Genomic DNA, 21,133 nt, shown 5'->3' on the forward strand with positions numbered 1-21,133 from the left:
CATGGAACGTAAAGCGGTCGTTGTGGGTGCAACAGGGCTTGTCGGGGGTTATGTTGTACGAGAGCTGCTGGTGCAAAAGGAATACAACCGCGTCATGGTTATGGGCAGACGTCCGTTGGACATCAAGCATCCCAAGTTGGAACAGGCGCTCATCGATTGGGAACAGCCACAGAAAGCGGCGTTTGCCTTCGAAGGGGTGGATGATGTTTTTTGCTGCCTTGGGACAACGATGAAAAAGGCTGGCTCCAAGGAGCAGTTTCGTCAGGTGGATCTGGACTATCCGGTGCTGGCTGCCCAGTTGGGCAAAGAGGCTGGTGCTGTACAGATGCTAGCTATCTCAGCGATGGGGGCCGATCCAGTTTCACGCGTGTTTTATAACCGCACCAAGGGTGAGGCTGAAGAGGCGCTTGCCGCTATCGGGCTGCCTGCGCTGCATTTGTTCCGTCCGTCGCTGATTTTGGGTGCGAGACCTGAACGACGTTTGGGCGAAGCCGCTGCCGCTGTTGTCATGAAAGCGCTGGACGGTCTAATGACGGGCAAGCTGGCTTCCTACCGTGCTATCCCGGCCTCGGTCATCGCACGAGCCATGGTACGAATCGCTCTTGCGCAGGCGAGCGGAGTACATATTTATCCGAACGACATCATTCGGGTCATCGGTGCAGAGCTAACATCCGATGATGAGGAACCTGGTACAGGAACGGCTCCTGATGAGTACGTGTAAAACCATGGCAGGATTAAAATGACAAAAACGCCGCTGTTGCCCAATGATTCGGACAATAGCGGCGTTTTTGTGTTTTATTGATGGTTTGTATTTTGCGACACATCTATCGTAATCTCTAATTCATCAATGTAATGGCGTGTCCAGTTGCCATTAGCATCGAGCAGGGCATTACCTCCTGGTTGTGTTGGCAATATATAAGGCTTGAAAATGATCTTCTGGGGAGTGTCCACATAAGGAGTAAACAGGGTGATCATTTTGCTGTCACGTTCTTTGGTAAGGGGAACTCCAGAGCCGCTCAGGAGCTGGAGTTCTCTTCCCTGCTCGTCGAATATAGCATACTCAACCATATCCAATTCCTTTTTGGTGTACTGGATCGTTTGGCCGTTTTTGATGTACTTGTATTCTCGCTCCACGGTGTAATCATCCGGCATATGTGCAATATCGGTCAGCATTTTGAACGACGTTGTGATCTTGGTCGTGATGGGTGTAATTTCTACCTTTTCTGCCGTAAATGCAAGATACGGATTAGACTTGCTTATTTGTAGCTGAAGTATCTTGTTATTTATTTTAGTTTTGTGAACCGTGGTTTGTATGCGAAACGGCTCGGCTACACCTTTTAACTTTGCATATACCTCTAGCTCAAACTGATCTGGTAAGGCGGGTTTACCGCTGGCAAGGTCACGCATATACGCAATCAGCATAGAATTACTGTCTTTGCCTGGGCGGCCATACATGAAATTAAAGGCGCCATTATTGCTATTGACCGATGTCCCATTGATGAACAGGTCCACTTTCTCCAGAATGTCCTCCTCGGACTGTCCTTGCGTTTGGATGGCCGGATATAGGGTTTGATGTTGTGAATCTCCACCGCTCTTTTCCAACGCCACGACCAAGCGTGTCCCGTCAAATATGATTTGTGGTACCTTTAATGTAATACCGCTATGGGTAACACTGAGATTCGAGGAAGTTGCCAACCCTTTCTGATCAGCGGTTTGCAGCCCGAGATCCCCAGCAAGCTTGAACACGCTGTCTACAAGGGGAACCTGTTTCAATGATTCTGCCATTGTAGGCGAAACAAAGGCGCTACCAATGATCATAATGCCAATGGCAGCCGCAGAAGCAGCGGCAATTGCTGTCCCTCGAAGAAATCTTTTGACCGGTCGATGTAAGGAAGAGGAAGGAGACTTGGATAACGGCTCCGCATCCGATACCATTTGTGTGTAAAATGCATCTAAGCGTTCTCTTACCAAATCAGGAATCATTACCGTGTCTGCTTCCAAGTTTTCTTTTTCTGATTGTAATTTCTGATCCAGCTCTTGATTCTGTTTCTCAAACTCTGAAGGGCTCATTGAAAGGTCACCTTCCTTTCTCCGCGATTTTGTAGCAGGTCCATTAATATTCTGCGAGCACGGTGCAATCGTGTTTTGACGGCCCCCTCTGATACATCCAGTACTTCTGATATTTCTTTGATCGGCATATCCCGCAAATAGTGCAGGGAAATCACAGTTCGCATGGATTCCTCCAAGTGGTCGATGGCCTCGCGCAGTTCGATTTTCTCATAACCGCCCAAGGTGGAGGGTTCCTGCACAAATTCCGCCACGGGGACGACCCGTTTTTGCTTGCGTATAATCTGATGGCACTCATTAATGAGGATACGAAGCAGCCATGTTTTAAAATAGCGAGGTTCACGCAGCTCACCCAGAGACTGGTATGCCTTGAGCATCGCCTCTTGCATCGCGTCCGCGCAATCTTCATTGCTGCGAAGAATGGAACGCGCCATGCCATACATATCGGATTCCATATGTTTCATCAAGGCGACGAATGCCTTGCGGTCCCCCTGCCTTGCTTGGTGTAGGTTTGTTTCGAGATTCAAAGGATGGTGCTCCTTTCCCGTCTATACTGGCTATGATCATTGTACCTGTATCTGGATTTGTAGAATTTATTTTTGAAGCAGGTTATAGGAGTTAGATGATACATAGGCGCTAAAGGTTACAGCGGAAATAAAAAAATATAGCACCGTCACAATGGGGTGTATTAAAAGAAACCCAGTGCGTTAATCCGTCGCACGGAATAGTGGCTTTGGACTTCACATGCTATAATACGGTGAACCAGTATCAGGAAGGAGAATCCAACCCATATGAAAAAAACAATTGCTACTGAAAAAGCACCCGGTGCTATCGGCCCTTATAGCCAAGCGGTAGAGGCAGGCGGGTTTATTTACACTTCGGGACAGCTTGGACTGAATCCGGCAACAGGTGAGTTTGGTAAGGATGTACAGGAGCAGGCACGCCTGTCCTTGAGCAACGTACAAGCCATTCTGGAAGCGGCAGGCAGCAACATGAACCAGGTTGTGAAAGCGACTGTATTCCTGAAGGACATGAACGATTTTGTCAGCGTCAATGAGGTGTACAGTTCTTTCTTCGAGCAACCATACCCAGCGCGTAGTGCGGTGGAGGTAGCTCGTCTGCCTAAGGATGCACTGGTGGAGATTGAAGTCATTGCATTGAAGGGCGAATAGTCTGAAAGGTCCGTTCATAAAATAAAAAGTTTGTATGGCAACCGGGTGTCCCTATTAAATAGAGGCACCCGGTTGCTCAGATTTAATGTGTTTTGTTTTTTTTGAATACAGAGTGGAGGTGGAGATGATTAAAAAAATAATTTTCACTGGTGGAGGCTCTTCAGGACATGTAGCAGTAAACCTAGCTTTGATTCCTCACTTACTGGAACAACATTGGAGTGTCCAATACATAGGCTCTGAACAAGGGATTGAAAGAAAATTGATTTCTGGACTGGAAGATGTGCGTTATTTTAGTATCTCAACTGGGAAATTGCGCAGATATTTTGATTGGAATAATTTTAAGGACCCTTTTAAAGTGCTGAAGGGGATTTCTCAAGCGTACCGGATTATAAGAAAAGAAAAACCGGATATTATTTTTTCAAAAGGCGGGTTTGTTTCGGTTCCTGTGGTATTGGCTGGGTGGTTGAATAAAGTCCCTGTAATCATTCATGAATCAGATATTACCCCTGGATTAGCTAATAAGATTTCCAGCACATTTGCTACAGAAATTTGTACTACCTTTCCTGAAACCATTCAGTACTTTCGCTCTAAGCATACCCGGTATGTAGGTGCTATTGTGAGAGATGAACTAAAAGATGGGGAGGCAGCCACAGGTTTGACCTATTGCGGATTTACTCGAAATAAGCCGATCATTCTGATCATGGGTGGGAGTTTGGGTTCCAAGAAGATCAATGAGATGGTCTGGATGAATTTAGAGGCTTTGCTCGTTCATTTTCAAATCGTGCATATTTGTGGTAAAGACCAAGTGAATCATTCCATTCATATGTATGGCTACAAGCAGTTTGAATACATAAATGATGAACTGGCGGATGTTATGGCGATGGCAAATATGGTTGTTTCTAGGGCGGGTTCAAATTCCATTTTTGAATTCTTGACGCTGCGGAAGCCGATGCTATTGATCCCTCTTTCAAAGGCGGTTAGCCGGGGAGATCAAATTCTAAATGCCAAATCATTTAAAGCGCAAGGCTTTTGTGAGTTTTTAGAAGAAGAAGAGTTGGAATCTGAACGATTTGTCGACATGATTCTTCGTTTGTATGAAAAAAGGTCGGATTATATTATCAATATGAAGAAAATAAATGCAGATCACTCGACAAGCAAGCTTATAGATTTGATTAAAGTCTATACCTAATCACATGGTTAAAATGAATAAACAAAGCAAGCGAGCTTGGGCTAGATGATTCAGACCCAAACTCGCTTGTTCTGGCTAGGAGATAATATTAGTTTTCTTTAATCTCGGTCCCGATTACGGGCAAAGAATAGCCATAGCGCGTACACTAGAATGATTGCCGCCAAGATCAATGCAGCCAGCCGTACATTTTCATTGTTCGGATGCTCGACGGCGATGGCGACATAGGCCCATACAAATACGAGAGGATAAATGCTGTCGCGATAAGGGAAGCTGACCATGATCGCCAATAGGGTGCCGATGAGCAGGATAATGATCGCCCATGTCGTATCGCTCAGTCCCCAGCCACTCCATTCATTCTTTTCCAGTGCCACTGTAATGTTGATAATAGTAGCAACGGATACCCAACCGAGGTTGAGGCTGAACGGTAGCTTGACGAACCACATTTCTCCGCGGGTTGGCTGCGGCGTGCGGGTACGTACATACACGACGCTCAAGGAAAGCAAGTATAGAATAATGACGATGACGCACAGCTCTACGTATACATACTGCCAGAGGAAAATCCAGATGATATTGAAGAGACAGCTTAGAATAAAAAAAATACCGATGGACTGAACGCTTGTCTTGGCTTGACCTGTAGGTGTAGCTTGGTACACGACAAAGCAGGCGAGCAGTACGTAGATGACCGACCAGATGGAAAAAGCGTAACCCGCTGGGGTGATCAAGGTTGGGTACATGTTGGATACAGCAGCAGTGCTTCTGCCGCCGATAGGAAGTGTAGAAGCCAGAATGTTAACGAGAACGACAGCGATAAATGCAATAATATTCCACCATTTATACGGATGGCTTCGTGACATAGGGATATCTCCTCCTCAACGAATGATGATCCAAAAATGACCGACTGGTCACAAACTTCTATTATGAATATACCCACTTTGCTTTCGAATATGTCCTTACCGGAAAAAGTTTCTTGATCCCGGTAAAATCATAAAAAGTTGTATGTATATGCAGTCATATGTAGTACAATGGTGAAAATTTTAAGCACTATATAAGCAGAATTTCCTCAAATTCAAATTATATAGAAGTAAGGAGATAAGTAGAATGAATGGCTTGGAGAAAGTAGGGAAATTTGTAGGAGGAACCTTTTCCATCTGGGTACTTTTATTTGCATGTTTGGGATTTTTCTTTCCTGCGGCGTTTACAGGGTTGAAAGGATACATACAGTTATTTTTGGGCATTGTCATGTTCGGGATGGGGCTGACTTTATCTGCGGCTGACTTTCGTGAAGTATTCCGGCGTCCAGTGGATGTGGCTATTGGCGTGGTCGGACATTATCTGATTATGCCGTTACTGGCCTTTGGATTGGCATTAGTATTGCAGCTGCCATCGGATATTGCGGTAGGTGTCATTTTGGTAGGCTGTTGCCCGAGTGGAACCGCGTCCAACGTAATGACGCTCTTATCCAAAGGCGACGTGGCATTGGGCGTGTCGATTGCTTCGGTGTCGACGCTGATTGCTCCACTGGCTACCCCGGCCATGATTAACCTGCTTGCTGGACGTTGGATGAATATTGATGCGAAGTCGCTGATCATGGATATTCTCATCGTGGTTATTGTTCCCATTGTGCTGGGTGTTATCGTCAAATCGCTATTTCGCAAACAGGCAGAAGCCAGTGTACAGGCGCTGCCGCTCATATCAACACTGGTGATTATGCTCATCGTGGCTATTGTGATTGCAGGCAGCAAGGGCAAGATTTTGGAGACAGGCCCGATTATTTTTGGTGTGGTTATTTTGCATAACGGTATCGGGTTCCTGCTCGGATATTGGTTTGCCAAGCTATTCGGTATGAATCTTTCCAAGCGTAAAGCTGTTACGCTGGAAACGGGAATGCAGAATTCCGGACTGGGCGCTGCGCTGGCAGCAGCTCATTTTAATCCGATTGCTGCTGTACCGAGTGCAATTTTTAGCGTGTGGCATAATATTTCCGGCTCGTTGCTCGCCACCTGGTTTTCCCGCCGGGAGGAGAAGAACAGCACATCCGGGAACCATTAAGCTTTGTCAGTGGCTTGTGACAAGTGGCTGCGGTTCAGCTTTTTCGAACCGTTTAGGGAAGGTCAGAAAGGATAGATTTGACTTTATAGTTGCGGATCATTATACTGTGGTTGTTACAACCACTGTATTTAAGTAAGCAACAGTAGTTTGAGTTCGTTATGGAAGGAAAACTGCATCGAATTCATATTCGGCTTCATGCTCAACAGCCTCATATTATCTGATCTGATTTAAACTGAAGGAGAGAGAACGAATGAACCCAAAATATAATTCTCTATTTGAAGCTTTTACTCTGCCATCCGGTGTTACGTTGAAGAACCGTATTACCATGGCCCCTATGACTAACTTTGCTTCCCACGAAAATGGTGAAGTCAGTGACCAGGAGCTGGCATACTACCGTGAACGTTCCGGTGGGGTGGGCGCGGTTATTACCGCTTGTGTGTATGTAACTCCAGATGGTAAAGGCTTTGTTAATGAGTTTGGTGCGGACAAGGATGAAATGATTCCGAGCCTGCGCCGCCTGGCAGATACGATTCATCAAGAGGGCGCAAAAGCGATCCTGCAAATTTATCATGGTGGCCGCCTGTGTCCACCGGATCAAATACCAGATGGACAGCCGATCAGTGCAAGCGCAGTAGCCGAGGAGAAAGAAGGCGCGCCTGTACCGCGTGAAATGACATCCGACGATATCCACCGCGTCATCCGTGCCTATGGCGAAGCGACTCGCCGCGCGATTGAAGCAGGCTATGATGGTGTGGAGCTTCACGGAGCGAACGGTTACCTGGTGCAGCAGTTCTTCTCCCCGCACTCCAACCTTCGTACCGATGAATGGGGAGGAAGTGTTGAAAAACGAATGACCTTCCCGCTGGCGATTGTTCACGAAGTGAAGAAAGTGATCGCAGAACATGCAAAGCGGCCATTCATCTTTGGATACCGCTTGTCTCCTGAGGAAGGACACACACCAGGCATTACGCTGGATGATACGATGGTGCTTGTAGACCGTCTGGCGGATCAAGGGCTGGATTACCTGCACATTTCCGTAAATCATTTCTTCGGTGGTTCGTTCCGTGACCGTAGTGACGAACGGTCACGTACCGTTCTCATCCATGAGAAGGTAGGTAACCGTGTGCCGATTATGGGAGTCGGGTCGCTGAATACACCGGACGAGGCGCTTGCAGCACTGGAGACAGGTGTACCGCTTGTATCGCTGGGACGTCCGCTTTTGATGGAGCCGCAATGGGTTCAGAAGGTGAAAAACGGCACAGAAGATACTATTCGCACGACATTATCCAAACAAGCTCAGCAGGAGCTAGTCATTCCTGACTATTTGTGGAATGTATTGACGACCCTTCCAGGCTGGATGCCTGTTACGGACTAAATTTTGAATGATGGAGATACCCTAGGTTGCTCTCATGCACCTGGGGTATTTTCCTGTCTCGTGACCGTGAACACAATAATATAGGAATAACTGAGAAAGAAGGAAAATGACAATGCTACATGCAGCTAATGGCGTAATTTTGATTAAGTCTACCCATCCGGGGCTACAGATTCGACTGTTACAAGTCAATGATGCAGAACGTTTATTAGAGATCAGACGTGAAAATTTTGATTTCTTCAAACCGTTCGAGCCAGAACGACCTGAAATTTACTTTACGCTGGAAGAACAGGCGCGTCTGATTTCCAACGGTTTGGAAGCGGCACAAGCCGGTCAGGGATATACGTTTGGACTTTTTTTGCCGGAAAATGATAAGCTGATTGGCAGAATGGAGCTGTCGGGTATCGCTAGAGGCCCCTTTCAAAACGCCAATCTGGGCTACTTTGTAGATCCTGCATACCACGGACAAGGCTATGCGACTTCCGCAGTGAAGGATATCGTACGCTACGCCCTGAATGAGTTGGAATTACACCGTATTCAAGCTGGAGTGATGCCAAGAAATACGCCTTCCAATCGAGTGATGGAAAAGGCAGGATTTCGCCGCGAAGGGCTGGCTCTCAACTATTTGAAGATTAATGGTGTGTGGGAAGATCACGTGCTGTATGCGGTAACGGCTGAGGATTTGCAGAATGGCGTTTTCTGAATTCGCCGGGCGTGACCCCCTCCAGTTTTTTGAACACCTTGCCAAAGTATTTTTCATCCTGATACCCGACCATACCGGCAATATGATGAAGGCGCAGCTTGTCATTCAGCAGTAATAGCTTTGCCTTGCCCATCCTGATCTGGCACAAATAGTCCGACAGATTAACCCCATACTCCTGCTTGAATTTACGAGAAATATATTCCCGACTGAGGTAAAAGCGGCTCGCCATATCCTGTAGAGAAATGTCCTCGTTATAGTGTGCATCCAGATAGCGGGCAATATCACGTATGGTCGGGTTGTTTGGGCTATGGCTTGGTGTAAGTGCCTGACCAGCTGCCAACAGTCGGTTTTCGACCTGTCTTTGCCATAAGGGCAATGAAAGCATGCCACGGTTGTCGACCGGCAAGGCATGAATGGAGCCGGACTCATCTGCCAGTTCCTCGCCATCGGTATCTCCAGGTCTGTCATTCAGCCAGCGGGCCAGCATCCAGTCCAACTCCTGATTCCAACTGGCTAGCTGCTCTGCTGTCACCGAAGGTAGCTCGGCTACGGCTGCTATCCAATGGCCTACCGCTATCGACACACGATTGGCATTACAGCTGAGCGCACTAAGCCGCAGTTCCTCTTCCATCTCAGGCAACTGGGGAAGACGAATGCTCTGGCGTGTCTGGGAACTCTGGTGCATCCAGTCGGCGGTTTGCAACACATCCCGTTTCCACAACGCTTGCCGTGCCTCTTGGTAGGCAGTGGCTGCCGCTATGGGAAAAGCGCCAAAAGAGCCAAAAGAGCCAACCCCGATGTGCATGTAACACCGCAAAGCCGTTTTGATCCCTGTGTGAATATCCTGCAAGAGCAGCGGCCAACGAGATGGCTCGCCCCAATACAGCAGAATAATTTCGTCCATACGCTCCAGATGACGGAATGCAATTCCGGTTTGAGAAGTTCCAAGAAATTCGTTGCAGATGTTAATGAGGGAAAAGCTCAAAAGCGCACGGCGCGTTTTATATTTGTCCAGTATATCGGCATCCAGCTGAGTGGTGCTCATCACAGCTGCATTACATATCTGAATAGCTGCAGGAAGACGTAGCTCCTCACGTAAGGGCGTAATGGAAAGAGGGGTATTCGCTATACCGGAAACGATTTCAGTCAGGAGCTTATCAGCATAGTGCGGCCTCATCCGATTGACCTCCATTGCCTGCATCGTCTGCCTGTTCCGGTCTTGCTCCGCTGTCCGCCAGGCTTGAGTGGCTTTATTAAGAGCCTCGTTAATCTCGACTGGATCCACGGGCTTAAGAATATAGTCCATGCCTCCCCGGCGGATGACCTGTCGAACCAACTCAAAATCATCATAGCCACTGACCACCACGACTCGGGTTGCTGGGGAATTGACTTGAATCCACTCCATCAGTGCTACTCCATCCTTGCCGGGCATCCGCATATCCGTGAGTACAACAGGTGGGGAAAGGGCGGTAATGACCTCAATCGCCTGATCGCCCGACTCAGCCTCAATCACCTCGCTCACACCGCAAGCTTCCCAATGTACGAGCATCCGTATGGCATGGCGTACATGCTTCTCATCATCTACAATCAGGACTTTCATTGACAGATCACTCTCCCTTAATATGAATTTCCGTAGGGACTTCAGTACGAATTTCGAGTGTATAACGGACGCCATGAGGCAGAATGTTGTCTACGCACAGGGTGTTAGAACCATCCTCCGAGTGAAGCTGAATACGCAATAGAACATTACGAAGGCCAATGGAGTCCTGCTCGCTAGTGTCTGGCTCCTCGTAGGCTTTCAGCGGACGTTTTAACATATGCTGGAGCTGTTCTAACTCGGCCTGTGGAATGGAAGTTCCGTTATTTTCCACGGTTATTTTCACAATACCTTCCCGGATTCGGCTGCCTGTAATGCGAATTTCACCGGGTCCCAGCCGGGGATCTGCACCGTGTTTAAAGTAGTTTTCCACCAACGGTTGGAGAATCATTTTAGGCACCCGATCATTCAGGACCTCATATTCCCACTGGTAAGTGACCTCTAATTGCTCACCGAAGCGTTCCTTTTGTAAATCAAGATATTGTTTTACATGTTCGGCTTCTTCCTTAAGTGTTACGACCGTATGGTCACGCATATTATAACGCAGCATTTTGGCAAGGGAAGAGAGCAGAGAATAAATTCGCGGCACCTCATGCTGTAGAGCCAGGGTTCCAATAGACTGTAGCGTATTATATAAAAAGTGAGGATTAATCTGTGCTTGAAGCGCTTTCAATTGATGTGTCTTATTAGCCAGCTCCAGCTTGTATTCCTGCAAAATGAGGTTATTGATGGTATCCATCATCTGTCTGAAACGGCGCGACAGCACTCCGATCTCATCGTTACTCATAGCCCGGATGTCTACATCCAGTTGACCGGACTGAATCTGCTTTATGTAGCGAGTCAGTCGCTTAATAGGTTCCGTGATTTTTATCGAAATCCATAACGTGGCAACAATGACGAGTAGCAACGCTGCGCCTGTAATGACCGCATTGATCTGAGTCAGGCGGGTAGCCCGTATATACAGCGTACGATGTGGAATTTTCTTGACGAGCGTCCAGCCTGACAGGTTGGCATCCAGCTTGCCATACACGTGCAGTGCCGTATCATCCTCAATCACTCCGTGCTCGCCTTCTTTAGAAATTCGATTGAGCAGGTCAGATTCCTTCCAGTGTGTTCCAATCGATGCTTCTTTTCCGCTATATATGATTGTTCCGTTCCGATCGATCAAATACAACTCCTCTGTATCCGCATCATACAATTGACGGCAAATACTGCGCAGCGGCTCCAGATCAACATCTATAGCGAGTACCCCAAGCGTCTCTGAGGCAGGAATGTTCCGAATCGCCCGATGAAGTGTAAATACCTGCCGCTCTGTGCTGTGCTCCGCATAGGAAACCGCCGAAAAGCCGTACAAATGCTTCATGTGCGAAGGCTGTATGAATAGTCCGGAAGGGCCGTAATGAATAGAACCAGTAAAGGGCGCCAGCCGGAATTCCCGTAGCGGGACTGTACTGGTAATCAACGTGGATTGCCCCGCCTCAAAAGAATGCAAATACACTTGGTCAATGCCTGACGAAGCATTCATCATCGTTTGCAGCGTGGTGTAAATTTCAGCGACGGCCCGGTAATCATCTGGGATTTTGGCCAGATTACGCAGAAAATGAGGATCATTATAGACTCCGATGGACGCGCGATTCAGCCCCTGTAAATAGTTATCCAGATTCGTAATTCCCTGAAAGATAAGCCGTTCATTTTCTTGTGTAGCCTGCTCACGCAAGGATTGCTTGGTGAGAACGAAGGTCATTGTCATCGACAGCAGCAGCGGCAGAGTGACGGCAATGAGCAAAAACCAGATCAGGCGGGAACGAATGCTGTGAAATTTCATGCAGTGAGCTCCTTTCACAATTCAAGTTGAGCCAGAGGTCAATATTTTCCCCCCTAATGGTTCACGATCCTACGTGTTCTCGAGAGCGCTTATTCGACATAATGAACATGTGAATCGCATATCCGTACGGCCCAAGCATCATGCTGCTGAAGGAAAGCCGTAAGGGAGCGTTCCAGACACCAACAGACAACAAAAGGGGGGGATCGGATTGAATCGCGCCAAGTCGTCGCAATGGCTCCAGCAATGGATTTTTGTAGGGCCGTCGACGTTATTTTTCGTTATCATTATTGTAATCCCTTTTATGCTCGGAATGTACTATTCTTTTACAGAGTGGAATGGGGTAGCCAATGAGGCAAAGTGGGTGGGGCTGGATAATTTCAGTCACATTTTATGGAATGATGACAAATTTGGGACAGCGTTCTGGTTTACGGTCCGTTTTACGGTGGTAGGAGTGGTGGCTGCGAATATTTTTGGCTTTCTGCTGGCGTATTTTCTAACCAAACCGCTGAAAACAAAAAATGTACTAAGGACCATCTTTTTTATGCCCAATGTGATCGGAGGTCTGTTGCTGGGCTTTATCTGGCAGTTTATTTTCGTCAAGGGATTTGCAGCAATCGGAGAGAGCACGAACTGGTCCTTCTTCAACCTGTCCTGGTTGGGAGATGAGATCACCGCCTTCTGGGGCATTGTAATCGTGTTTATCTGGCAAACTGCCGGGTATTTGATGGTTATTTACATCTCTTCCCTGACCAATGTGCCCCGCGATATGCTGGAAGCAGCTGAAATTGACGGAGCAAGCCGGATGCAAATTTTGCGGTCGATTATACTTCCTTTGATCATGCCTGCCGTTACGGTATGTCTTTTCCTGGCGATATCATGGTCATTCAAAATGTTCGATCTCAATTTGTCACTGACCAAAGGCGGTCCCTTCGGGTCGACAGAGTCGGTTGCACTCAATATTTACAATGAAGCGTTTGTGAATAATCGTTATGGGCTGGGAACAGCTAAAGCACTCATTTTCTTTATCATTGTTGCTCTGGTTACGAGCCTTCAGGTACGACTGACGAAAAGTCGGGAGGTGGAAGCGTAAATGGAAACAAGCAAGCGCTACCGCTTTGGAACATGGGCGACCGAGATGGTGATGATCCTCGTCGCATTGTTATTCCTTGTCCCGTTTTACTTTTTATTCGTGAATTCGGTCAAAAGCTTTGGTGACCTGCTCACCGATTCTGCGGCCTGGCCACAAACCTTTGTATGGAGCAACTACGCTAGAGCGTGGAGCATCACGCGTTTTCCCGAAGCTTTATGGAATTCACTCGTGGTTACGGTAATTAGTAATCTACTGCTCGTACTGATCAGCTCAATGGCTGCTTACCGAATGGTCCGGCGTCCGACGCGTTATAATCGAGTGTTGTTCAGCCTGTTCGTAGCTGCCATGGTGATTCCTTTTCAATCGGTGATGATTCCTTTGGTCAAGGTTGTAAGTACACTGGATTTAATGAACAGTATAAGTGGTCTGGTAATCTGTTATCTGGGATTTGGAGCTCCAATGTCGATCTTTCTCTTTCATGGATTCGTCAAAGGTGTGCCAGTCGAGGTGGAAGAAGCAGCTACGGTGGACGGCTGTACGCCTTACGGAGTATTTTTCCGAATTGTGTATCCGTTGATGCTGCCGATGATGGTAACTGTTATTATTTTAAATACGCTCTGGATTTGGAATGATTATCTCCTGCCTTCTCTGGTACTGCAAAAGGCTGAACTGCGCACAATTCCGATTGCGACCTATGCTTTTTTCGGACAATACACGAAGCAGTGGGATTTGGCTTTGCCTGCTCTGGTGCTGGGCATCTTGCCTGTCATCGTATTCTTTCTGGCCATGCAAAAATATATTATTCAAGGTATTATGGCTGGCTCGGTCAAAGGTTGAGTGTGGCGATGAGCTGAAATGCACATGGTGTGCCACTACGCAAACGGATGGTGCTTACCATCGCTGCTGCCTCCAGATTCCCCTGAATAAACGAATAAAGGTGGGAATCTAGAGACAAAGGCGAGCACTATCGCTTGTTCAGCACCATTCCGTTTGCTTCGTTTCCACATGAATTTTTCAAGTTCATCTGATATGAATTTAGAATAGAAAGGAACATGAAAATGAAAACGCATACTTTTAAAAAGAAAGCTCAAGCACTCATCTTGCTTCTCGCGGCCTTTGCCCTGGTTTTGGCAGGTTGTAACAGCAGTGGCGGACAAAACGCAGGCAAAGAGGAAGTGAAGGAAAAAACAATTCACATTTTTCAGTTTAAGGTAGAGATTGCAGAGGCGCTGAATCGCATGAAAGCGGAATACGAAGCATCTCATCCGGGCATCAAGCTCGATATTCAGACCGTGGGCGGGGGCAGTGACTATGGTGCGGCGTTAAAGGCCAAGTTCGCCTCCGGGGAGCAACCGGATATTTTTAACGTAGGAGGTTACCGCGAGCTGGATACGTGGCTGGAATATTTGGAGGACCTGTCTGACCAGCCTTGGGTTGGCGATGTGGTGGATGTCGCCAAAGAGCCGATGACCAAAGACGGCAAGCTGTATGGCCAGCCGATGAATCTGGAGGGGTACGGCTTTATTTATAACAAGGATTTGTTCAAGAAGGCGGGGATTACGGAGACCCCTAAAACATTGTCCGAACTGGAGGGAGCTGCGCAAAAGCTCCAAGCTGCAGGAATTACTCCATTTTCTAATGGATATCAGGAGTTTTGGGTGCTGGGCAATCATTTGCTGAACGTGGCATTTGCCAATCAGCCAGACCCTTCGGCCTTCGTCAAGGGACTGAATGATGGAACTGCAAAGATTCCGGGCAACGCTGTATTCGCCGAGTGGGTTAAGCTGTTTGATCTGACACTGAAGTATGGCAATTCGAAGCCGCTCACGACCGATTACAACACGCAGGTAACGAATTTCGCCACTGGAAAGGCTGCCATGATGCAGCAAGGGAACTGGACTCAGGTCCAAATTGACGGAATTAATCCTAAGCTAAATTTGGGGATTTTGCCTATGCCGATTGGTGAAGACGCAACAGCCGGAGATAAGCTGTTTGTAGGTGTCGCCAACAACTGGGTGGTTAATAAAAATTCGTCCGTCAAACCCGAGGCGAAAGAGTTCTTAAACTGGATGGTGACATCCGAGCAGGGTAAAAAGTATATCACCAAGGAATTCAAGTTTATTCCAGCGTTCAAGAGCATCGAAGGGGCAGAGGCTGATATGGGCCAATTGGGTGCTGAGGTAGTGAAATACAGTAAGGAAAACAAACTGTTGGGCTGGTTCTTTAGCCGCTATCCTGAAGGAGCACAGCAAGAATTCGGAAGTCAGATGCAAGCCTATGTGGCAGGTAAATCGGATGCCGGGAAGCTATTCGAGGATTTCCAGAGAACATGGGATAATTTGAAGACCAAATAATGAACAAAAGCACGCGATAAAGCCTTCATATTTCAGGAAGATTGCATGATCCTGACATATGAAGGCTTTTCTGTAAACAAAATTATATATGGTAATGGAGCAGAGCGATATCCCCGCGGTGTTCTATTTCTTTAAGCTTAAACGTACTTGGCAGCGTTCCCTCTGGAAATAACGGTATTCCTTGTCCAAGCACCTTGGGAATGATCGCAATAACAGCCTTCTCCAGCAGTCCAGCTTGTAAGAAGGCCTGGACTAACTGGCCTCCACCGACTAGCCATACCGCACCTTCCGATTGTTCTTGTAGACGTGGAACCAGTTCAGTCAGAGCTTCGTCCGTAAATGTAACATGTGGCGCTTGCTGGTGCTCCGTTAATGCTCGTGTGAGCACATAACATGGCTTGCCAGCATAAGGGAAATCATCTGAGAGCTTCAATACTTCCTCATACGTCAGCCTGCCCATCAGCACTGTACCTACGGTGTCGTAAAAGTCGGCATATCCATTGTCCCCGCCATCCCCTTTAACATCATACAGCCAGTCCACCGAACCGTCCGGCAAAGCTATATACCCGTCGAGACTCATGGCAATATACAGCACAACTGCGTTTGATTTCAAATCCTCCATAGTTCATTCACTCCTTTCTATTTCCTAATGTTACAATGTATTTATGACATAGTATGTCGTAGTTAAACGGCCATTTAAAATTAATTTTTGGTTAGAGGGGTACCTTATGAACGAACGCAGAATTGCTCTTATGAGGATACTGGATTCCCGAAAAAAATATACGGCGCGTGAGCTGGCTGAACGTTTTGGTGTCTCCGTCAGGACGATACAAAGAGATCTCGACTATTTGCAGCAGACCGGGTTACCCCTTTATACCGAAATGGGTCCTCATGGCGGGTATCGGGCACTCCCCAATCGGCTTCTTCCTCCCCTTCATCTTGCTCGCGACGAGGCCTTGGGTCTTTTTCTTATGCTGCAACTGTTGGAGAACATTCCAGATATCCCTTTTGGCTCGGTTCGTGGACATTTATCCGAGTATTATTATGCCGAGCTTCCACAGGATGTGCAGGACAGTATCGATCAATTAAAGGAGTACATTTCTTTTCGTATGCTACCCACTCACGCAGAGTCACCCTACACCTCAATCATTTTGGAGGCTGCGCTGAATAAGCGCCGGGTAAACATGCATTACCGCTCCGCTTCCGGTGAAAAGTGGACCGAAGTATATCCGATTGGACTGTATTTTGATCACGGATATTGGTACATGCCAGCGCATAGCAGAGACCGCATTATTCTGTACCGTTCAGATCGGGTGATCACAATAACGATGCTGGACGAAACCTTGGACAGCCTTCCCACGCTTCAGGAATGGTTGGCTTCGGAGGATTCTCGTATAGGAATTCCGTCCAAAATAAAATTTACCGCATTGGGTGCCAGGCTGGCCGGATCAGATGCCCTCTTCCAAAATGTTTCCCATCACGAAGGGAAGAGTCAGGAATGGCAGGGATATATTCCGGTCGAAGAGTTTAGATATGTGTCCCGACTTTTACTAAAATACGGGCCAGAGGCCGAGGTCGTATATCCCAAAGAACTGCGAGTACAGGTCAAGCAACTGTTGCAAGACAGCCTGAACCCTTATCTGAAGGATGCAAAAGCGGATGATGAAGAAAAAGACAATTAATCCTGTAAATTGATTCTCTTATTTATAGTTAACCACATGAATATTTAAGGTTATTAACTTATGACTTTCCATTTATTTTTGTGATAAAGTTTTGAAAAGAGCCCGTTTTCGTATATGATGAAGAGTAATAATTCAAAAGGCTGGACGGGAGACAGATATGAATCAACCGCTTTATGGAATATGGCTCGGAGATGTGTTTTTTTGCTTTTCTGGTGAGACGTCGGAACCACGTATCGATGCGTGGAGCAGTGTAATTCGCAGGCTGACGCTAAAGGGAGACCTTCGGCCGTTTCGGCAGGCTGCGTTGCGTCTTGCTGAGGTACGGATACCGAACACTGCTCGTGTGGAAACCGCGGGCAGAGGTGGCAAAAGACGTTCCATGCTGGGGCGTACATTGGAGGGTTTGGCGCTGGAACCGCGCGAGACGATGGCACTGTTGACCCGCATGGACGAGAAGGGCTGTGCGGCATCGGGCATTACGCTGGGCGAGGAAATGCAATATTGGCAAAAAGCTGCTTATTTCGCGCTAGAGCTGATGCAGCGGGGCGAAATTGCGCCATCGCTTACAGAGGCGCGTCCATCGGGACCGCGCCGTCGTGGTCCCGATGCGGCTGTCGGGGTGTGGATTCCTCGACTGTGTCAAGAGGAGGACATACGCCGCTTTTATGAGCTGGCTGCTGCAATGCCGGCTGTTTGTATGGCGGCTCCGGCCGTTTTTGCGGGCAAGGAGCCTGAAACACGCGAGGATGCAGCCGGAATCGTGCTGTACTCCTTCTTGTGTGCGATCATCCATGCGGAAACGACCGCGGTGCTGGCAGCATCAGACCGTGAGCTGGGCCGATATCGCGCAGAGTATCGGCGCGGAGGATCGCCGCTGGCAGAGCTGTGGTGGAACAGTCTGCTGACAGGTTCCCGGCCGGTGGCGATTCAGGGAACGCCCGCGGAGATGGAGGAACTGGTGATTCAAGCTTCTTCTCTTGAAGGGAGCGCAATGCCTGTCACGGAACGGGAAGACAAGGAGCCGACAGAAGGGCAACTGCGGTTGTGCCTTCGTTTGGAGCCTTCGCTGGAAGAGAGTGTGAAGGAATGGCGCATTACCTTTTGGGCAGAAAGCGATGCTGAGCCGGGGTTGCGATTGCCTGCTCTGGCACTGTGGGCGCATCCTGAACGTGATCTGGTTCGCGGCGGAATTGTATATCGTCAAGTGCAGGCGCAACTGCTAATGAGGCTCGGACAGGCAGCTGAAGCGGCACCTATATTGCAAGAAGCGTTGAACCGTCCTTATCCCGAGGGGCTGACACTGGAGCCAGAGTTGTTCTTCCGCTTCCTGACGGAAGCCGTTCCCGCATTACAAAGGAACGGTATCACCGTGCAAATGCCTTCACGCTGGAGCCGGGAGGGCCGAAGACGTGCAGGCTTGCGGCTCAAAATGCGTTCGACAGAGCAGGGTGCCAAGCCAGATGGTGTGATTGCCGATACATCGTCTGTCGGCATTAACCGCATGATTTCGTTTGATGCCGAGGCTGTGCTGGGTGATACGACTTTGACGATGGAGGAACTGGAAAGCATCGTCGCGGCCAATTTGCCGTATGTACGTCTCGGAGGGGAATGGATCGAGGTCGATCCCAAGGAAATCCGTCAGGTGCTGCGCTTTATCAAGCGCGGGGAAAATGGTGAGATGAGCTTGTCCGAATGGATGCATCTGGCTGCAGAAAATGAAAGTGCAGGCGAGGCCTCATGGAAAGGCTTGTCCATCTTTGGCGCGGAATCCGCCGGATTGCTTGCGTCTTTGGCTGAGGGCGGCGTACTCCGTTCGGTAGAGCCAAGGCCTGTGCCGGAGACGCTGCATGGCGCATTACGGCCCTATCAAGAGCGCGGCTTTCAATGGCTGGCTGCAATGCGCGGATTGGGCTTTGGCGTCTGCCTTGCGGACGACATGGGACTTGGTAAAACGATTCAGGTCATCACCTGCCTGCTCGACGGTGGCATCGGCGCAGATGATCAACGTCCGGCGTTGATCATCTGTCCGACGTCCTTGCTCGGCAACTGGCAGCGCGAGTTGAAGCGCTTTTCACCGGATTTGTCACTGTATATTCACCATGGCAACCAGCGACTCCACGGCGAGCTGTTTCAGGAAAGTGTACGTGAGTATGATATCGTCCTCACTACCTATCATTTGGCGGGCCGGGATGGCAGCGATTTATCTGCGGTATACTGGTCCTCCATCGTGTTGGATGAGGCGCAATATATAAAAAATGCACGAACAAAGCAAGCACAAAGCGTCATGAAGCTGTCTGCACCACACCGGATTGCCATGACAGGTACTCCGGTAGAAAATCGGTTGAGCGAGTTGTGGTCTATTTTTCAATTCCTGAATCCAGGTTATCTTGGTACGGCTTCTTCATTCCGCCAGCGTTACAGTCTGGCAGGAGAGGAACGGGGGTCCGCGTTGCGTGAGCTTCATCGCCTCGTCTCCCCGTTCATGCTGCGTCGTCTCAAAAGCGACCCAGATATACGCAAGGATTTGCCAGAGAAGCTGGAGTTGAAATCCTACTGTGTACTGACACCAGAGCAGGCCGGATTGTATCGGGGCGTGGTGGATCAATTATTGGGAACACTGGATGGGCAGATCGGTATGGCTCGCAAAGGGCTTGTTCTGTCTTCACTGACCAAGTTGAAGCAGATTTGTGACCATCCGGGTCTGATCATTCCGGGCCGGGCTGATAGTGGTAAAACTGAAAACTCGGGCAAAATGGAGCGACTGCTGGAATTGGTAGAGACGATTCGCGAGAACGGCGAATCGGCGCTGATATTCACCCAATATGTGTCGATGGGAGAATTGCTGGTCTCTCGTTTGGCCAAAATTTTCGGGGAAGAGCCGTATTTTCTGCATGGAGGACTGGCGAAAACCAGACGTGATGAAATTGTTCACAACTTCCAGCAGGGAGAAGGGTCAAATATATTCGTACTTTCCCTGCGTGCAGGTGGCGTGGGTCTGAACCTGACACGTGCCAGCCATGTCATTCACTATGACCGCTGGTGGAATCCTGCAGTGGAAAACCAGGCGACGGACCGTGTATTCCGTATTGGTCAAAGTCGCAATGTACAAGTGCACAAGCTGATTTGCCAAGGTACACTGGAGGAGCGGATCGACGAGCTGATCGAGAGCAAAAAGGCACTTTCCGAGCAGGTTGTCGGCTCCGGTGAACATTGGCTCACCGAAATGTCTGATGATGAATTGCGCGGTCTGATTGCGCTGCAAAATGATGTATGGATTGAGTGAGCAGAGAAAGGATGAAGGCGATGACGAGGCCGCGAGTGAAGCTAAAAGTAACTGACGGTCACTGGATAGCGGAATTAGACGGAAATGGGTTGGAAGGCGAATCAACGGGTGTACCTTCCACACATGCTGTCCAATGGACTGGCCCAGCGCCTGTACTGAACCCCGAACAGCAGAAGGCATGGCTGGAGCAGCTAAAAGCAGATCCTTTGGACATCTACCGTTTTTTGCAAGGGGAAAGCTGTCTATCGCTGGATGAGATCGTTCAGCTAGCAGCTGAGACAGCCACTTCTAGCATGGAGGATGGCGTGGGTGTAGTAGACAATGTGAAGAAAGCTCTTCAAGCCGGTCTGGAAAGCGAGCCGCAGACCTGTCTGGAACTGATCGGAATGACGCGAGAAGAGCTGCTGGAGTACGTATTTAGTGCTTGGGCCGGAGAGTTATCCCATGTGCAGGGGACATCCCCCGCGCTTGAGTCTACCTCACGGCAGGAAGGCGGACGCAGCGGATCGGCAGCGATTAGCGAATGGATTGCAGAGTCTGCGGCAGAAGGAGCATTGCATCGTCCCGGTGCAGGCTTTCACGCGATTGAGATTGGTCTGCCGCAGAAGCTTGCTCCTAAGAAGGAAGCGGATATTACGGCTTTGCTGCCGGGTTTACCCCGTGTGGAAGAGGCATTGAAACTCATACGTGAACGGGTAGCCGAGCGGGCCCGAGCTGCAATCCCGCAAAAACGTCATACTCCGTAACAAT

The 21,133-nt window shown here is 48.6% G+C and carries 18 protein-coding genes; 12 read left to right on the plus strand and 6 right to left on the minus strand.

The window, feature by feature from the left end; genetic code table 11:
• Position 1 precedes the first annotated feature (1 nt).
• Positions 2-721, plus strand: a complete 720-nt coding sequence (locus KAI37_RS02605) for an NAD(P)H-binding protein (RefSeq protein ID WP_071639372.1) — start codon at positions 2-4, stop codon at positions 719-721.
• 74 nt (positions 722-795) lie between these two features.
• Here the strand turns inward: KAI37_RS02605 and KAI37_RS02610 are convergent, their stop codons facing one another.
• Together KAI37_RS02610 and KAI37_RS02615 are read right to left on the minus strand one after the other, a co-directional pair.
• A complete protein-coding gene (locus KAI37_RS02610; RefSeq protein WP_220030672.1) occupies positions 796-2,070 on the minus strand; it encodes a DUF4179 domain-containing protein in 1,275 nt (424 codons plus the stop codon).
• On the minus strand, positions 2,067-2,594 hold the full coding sequence (locus tag KAI37_RS02615) for an RNA polymerase sigma factor (protein ID WP_076293267.1): 528 nt from the start codon (positions 2,592-2,594) through the stop codon (positions 2,067-2,069). Before KAI37_RS02615 ends, KAI37_RS02610 begins: the two co-directional genes overlap by 4 nt.
• A 264-nt stretch (positions 2,595-2,858) precedes the next feature.
• Between KAI37_RS02615 and KAI37_RS02620 the strand changes: the two genes are divergently transcribed.
• Complete coding sequence (locus tag KAI37_RS02620; RefSeq protein WP_013308546.1) at positions 2,859-3,239, plus strand: RidA family protein; 381 nt, start codon at positions 2,859-2,861, stop codon at positions 3,237-3,239.
• A gap of 124 nt (positions 3,240-3,363) precedes the next feature.
• A complete protein-coding gene (locus tag KAI37_RS02625) occupies positions 3,364-4,428 on the plus strand; it encodes an undecaprenyldiphospho-muramoylpentapeptide beta-N-acetylglucosaminyltransferase (RefSeq protein WP_076293266.1) in 1,065 nt (354 codons plus the stop codon).
• Positions 4,429-4,526: 98 nt separating this feature from the next.
• Here the strand turns inward: KAI37_RS02625 and KAI37_RS02630 are convergent, their stop codons facing one another.
• Complete coding sequence (locus KAI37_RS02630) at positions 4,527-5,282, minus strand: TspO/MBR family protein (RefSeq protein ID WP_071639376.1); 756 nt, start codon at positions 5,280-5,282, stop codon at positions 4,527-4,529.
• 244 nt (positions 5,283-5,526) lie between these two features.
• Between KAI37_RS02630 and KAI37_RS02635 the strand changes: the two genes are divergently transcribed.
• The 3 genes from KAI37_RS02635 to KAI37_RS02645 all read left to right on the plus strand — a co-directional run bounded on the left by KAI37_RS02635 (position 5,527) and on the right by KAI37_RS02645 (position 8,552).
• On the plus strand, positions 5,527-6,477 hold the full coding sequence (locus KAI37_RS02635; protein WP_071639377.1) for a bile acid:sodium symporter family protein: 951 nt from the start codon (positions 5,527-5,529) through the stop codon (positions 6,475-6,477).
• A gap of 250 nt (positions 6,478-6,727) precedes the next feature.
• Complete coding sequence (locus KAI37_RS02640; RefSeq protein ID WP_071639378.1) at positions 6,728-7,852, plus strand: NADH-dependent flavin oxidoreductase; 1,125 nt, start codon at positions 6,728-6,730, stop codon at positions 7,850-7,852.
• A gap of 112 nt (positions 7,853-7,964) precedes the next feature.
• The gene (locus KAI37_RS02645; RefSeq protein WP_071639379.1) at positions 7,965-8,552 is read left to right on the plus strand and encodes a GNAT family N-acetyltransferase; all 588 of its coding nucleotides are present in this window, start codon (positions 7,965-7,967) and stop codon (positions 8,550-8,552) included.
• Here the strand turns inward: KAI37_RS02645 and KAI37_RS02650 are convergent.
• Together KAI37_RS02650 and KAI37_RS02655 are read right to left on the minus strand one after the other, a co-directional pair.
• A complete protein-coding gene (locus KAI37_RS02650) occupies positions 8,482-10,152 on the minus strand; it encodes a response regulator transcription factor (protein WP_220030673.1) in 1,671 nt (556 codons plus the stop codon). The genes KAI37_RS02645 and KAI37_RS02650 overlap by 71 nt on opposite strands.
• A gap of 7 nt (positions 10,153-10,159) precedes the next feature.
• The gene (locus KAI37_RS02655; RefSeq protein WP_220030674.1) at positions 10,160-11,974 is read right to left on the minus strand and encodes a sensor histidine kinase; all 1,815 of its coding nucleotides are present in this window, start codon (positions 11,972-11,974) and stop codon (positions 10,160-10,162) included.
• A gap of 208 nt (positions 11,975-12,182) precedes the next feature.
• Here KAI37_RS02655 and KAI37_RS02660 point away from each other — a divergent pair, with 208 nt between their 5' ends.
• From KAI37_RS02660 to KAI37_RS02670, 3 genes are all read left to right on the plus strand, one after another.
• Positions 12,183-13,064, plus strand: a complete 882-nt coding sequence (locus KAI37_RS02660; RefSeq protein WP_023986790.1) for a carbohydrate ABC transporter permease — start codon at positions 12,183-12,185, stop codon at positions 13,062-13,064.
• On the plus strand, positions 13,065-13,901 hold the full coding sequence (locus KAI37_RS02665) for a carbohydrate ABC transporter permease (RefSeq protein ID WP_023986791.1): 837 nt from the start codon (positions 13,065-13,067) through the stop codon (positions 13,899-13,901). It abuts the gene before it with no gap.
• Positions 13,902-14,122: 221 nt separating this feature from the next.
• Entirely contained in the window at positions 14,123-15,418 is a 1,296-nt protein-coding gene (locus tag KAI37_RS02670) for an ABC transporter substrate-binding protein (protein ID WP_071639382.1), read from the plus strand.
• An 82-nt stretch (positions 15,419-15,500) separates the two neighbouring features.
• On the opposite strand, the gene KAI37_RS02675 is transcribed toward KAI37_RS02670, so the two are convergent.
• A complete protein-coding gene (locus tag KAI37_RS02675) occupies positions 15,501-16,040 on the minus strand; it encodes a dihydrofolate reductase family protein (protein WP_071639383.1) in 540 nt (179 codons plus the stop codon).
• 106 nt (positions 16,041-16,146) lie between these two features.
• Here KAI37_RS02675 and KAI37_RS02680 point away from each other — a divergent pair, with 106 nt between their 5' ends.
• The 3 genes from KAI37_RS02680 (at position 16,147) to KAI37_RS02690 (ending at position 21,129) form a co-directional block, all read left to right on the plus strand.
• A complete protein-coding gene (locus tag KAI37_RS02680; protein WP_071639384.1) occupies positions 16,147-17,100 on the plus strand; it encodes a helix-turn-helix transcriptional regulator in 954 nt (317 codons plus the stop codon).
• Positions 17,101-17,257: 157 nt separating this feature from the next.
• Positions 17,258-20,383 (plus strand): DEAD/DEAH box helicase, encoded by a 3,126-nt coding sequence (locus KAI37_RS02685; protein ID WP_076293259.1) that lies wholly within the window; start codon positions 17,258-17,260, stop codon positions 20,381-20,383.
• 20 nt (positions 20,384-20,403) lie between these two features.
• Positions 20,404-21,129: a phosphoribosylglycinamide synthetase gene (locus KAI37_RS02690; protein WP_220030675.1), complete on the plus strand. Its 726-nt coding sequence runs from the start codon at positions 20,404-20,406 to the stop codon at positions 21,127-21,129.
• Positions 21,130-21,133: the final 4 nt, after the last annotated feature.

Origin of the sequence: Paenibacillus sp. S25, assembly GCF_019454085.1 — a bacterium.
Taxonomy (GTDB): Bacteria; Bacillota; Bacilli; order Paenibacillales; family Paenibacillaceae; genus Paenibacillus; species Paenibacillus polymyxa_B.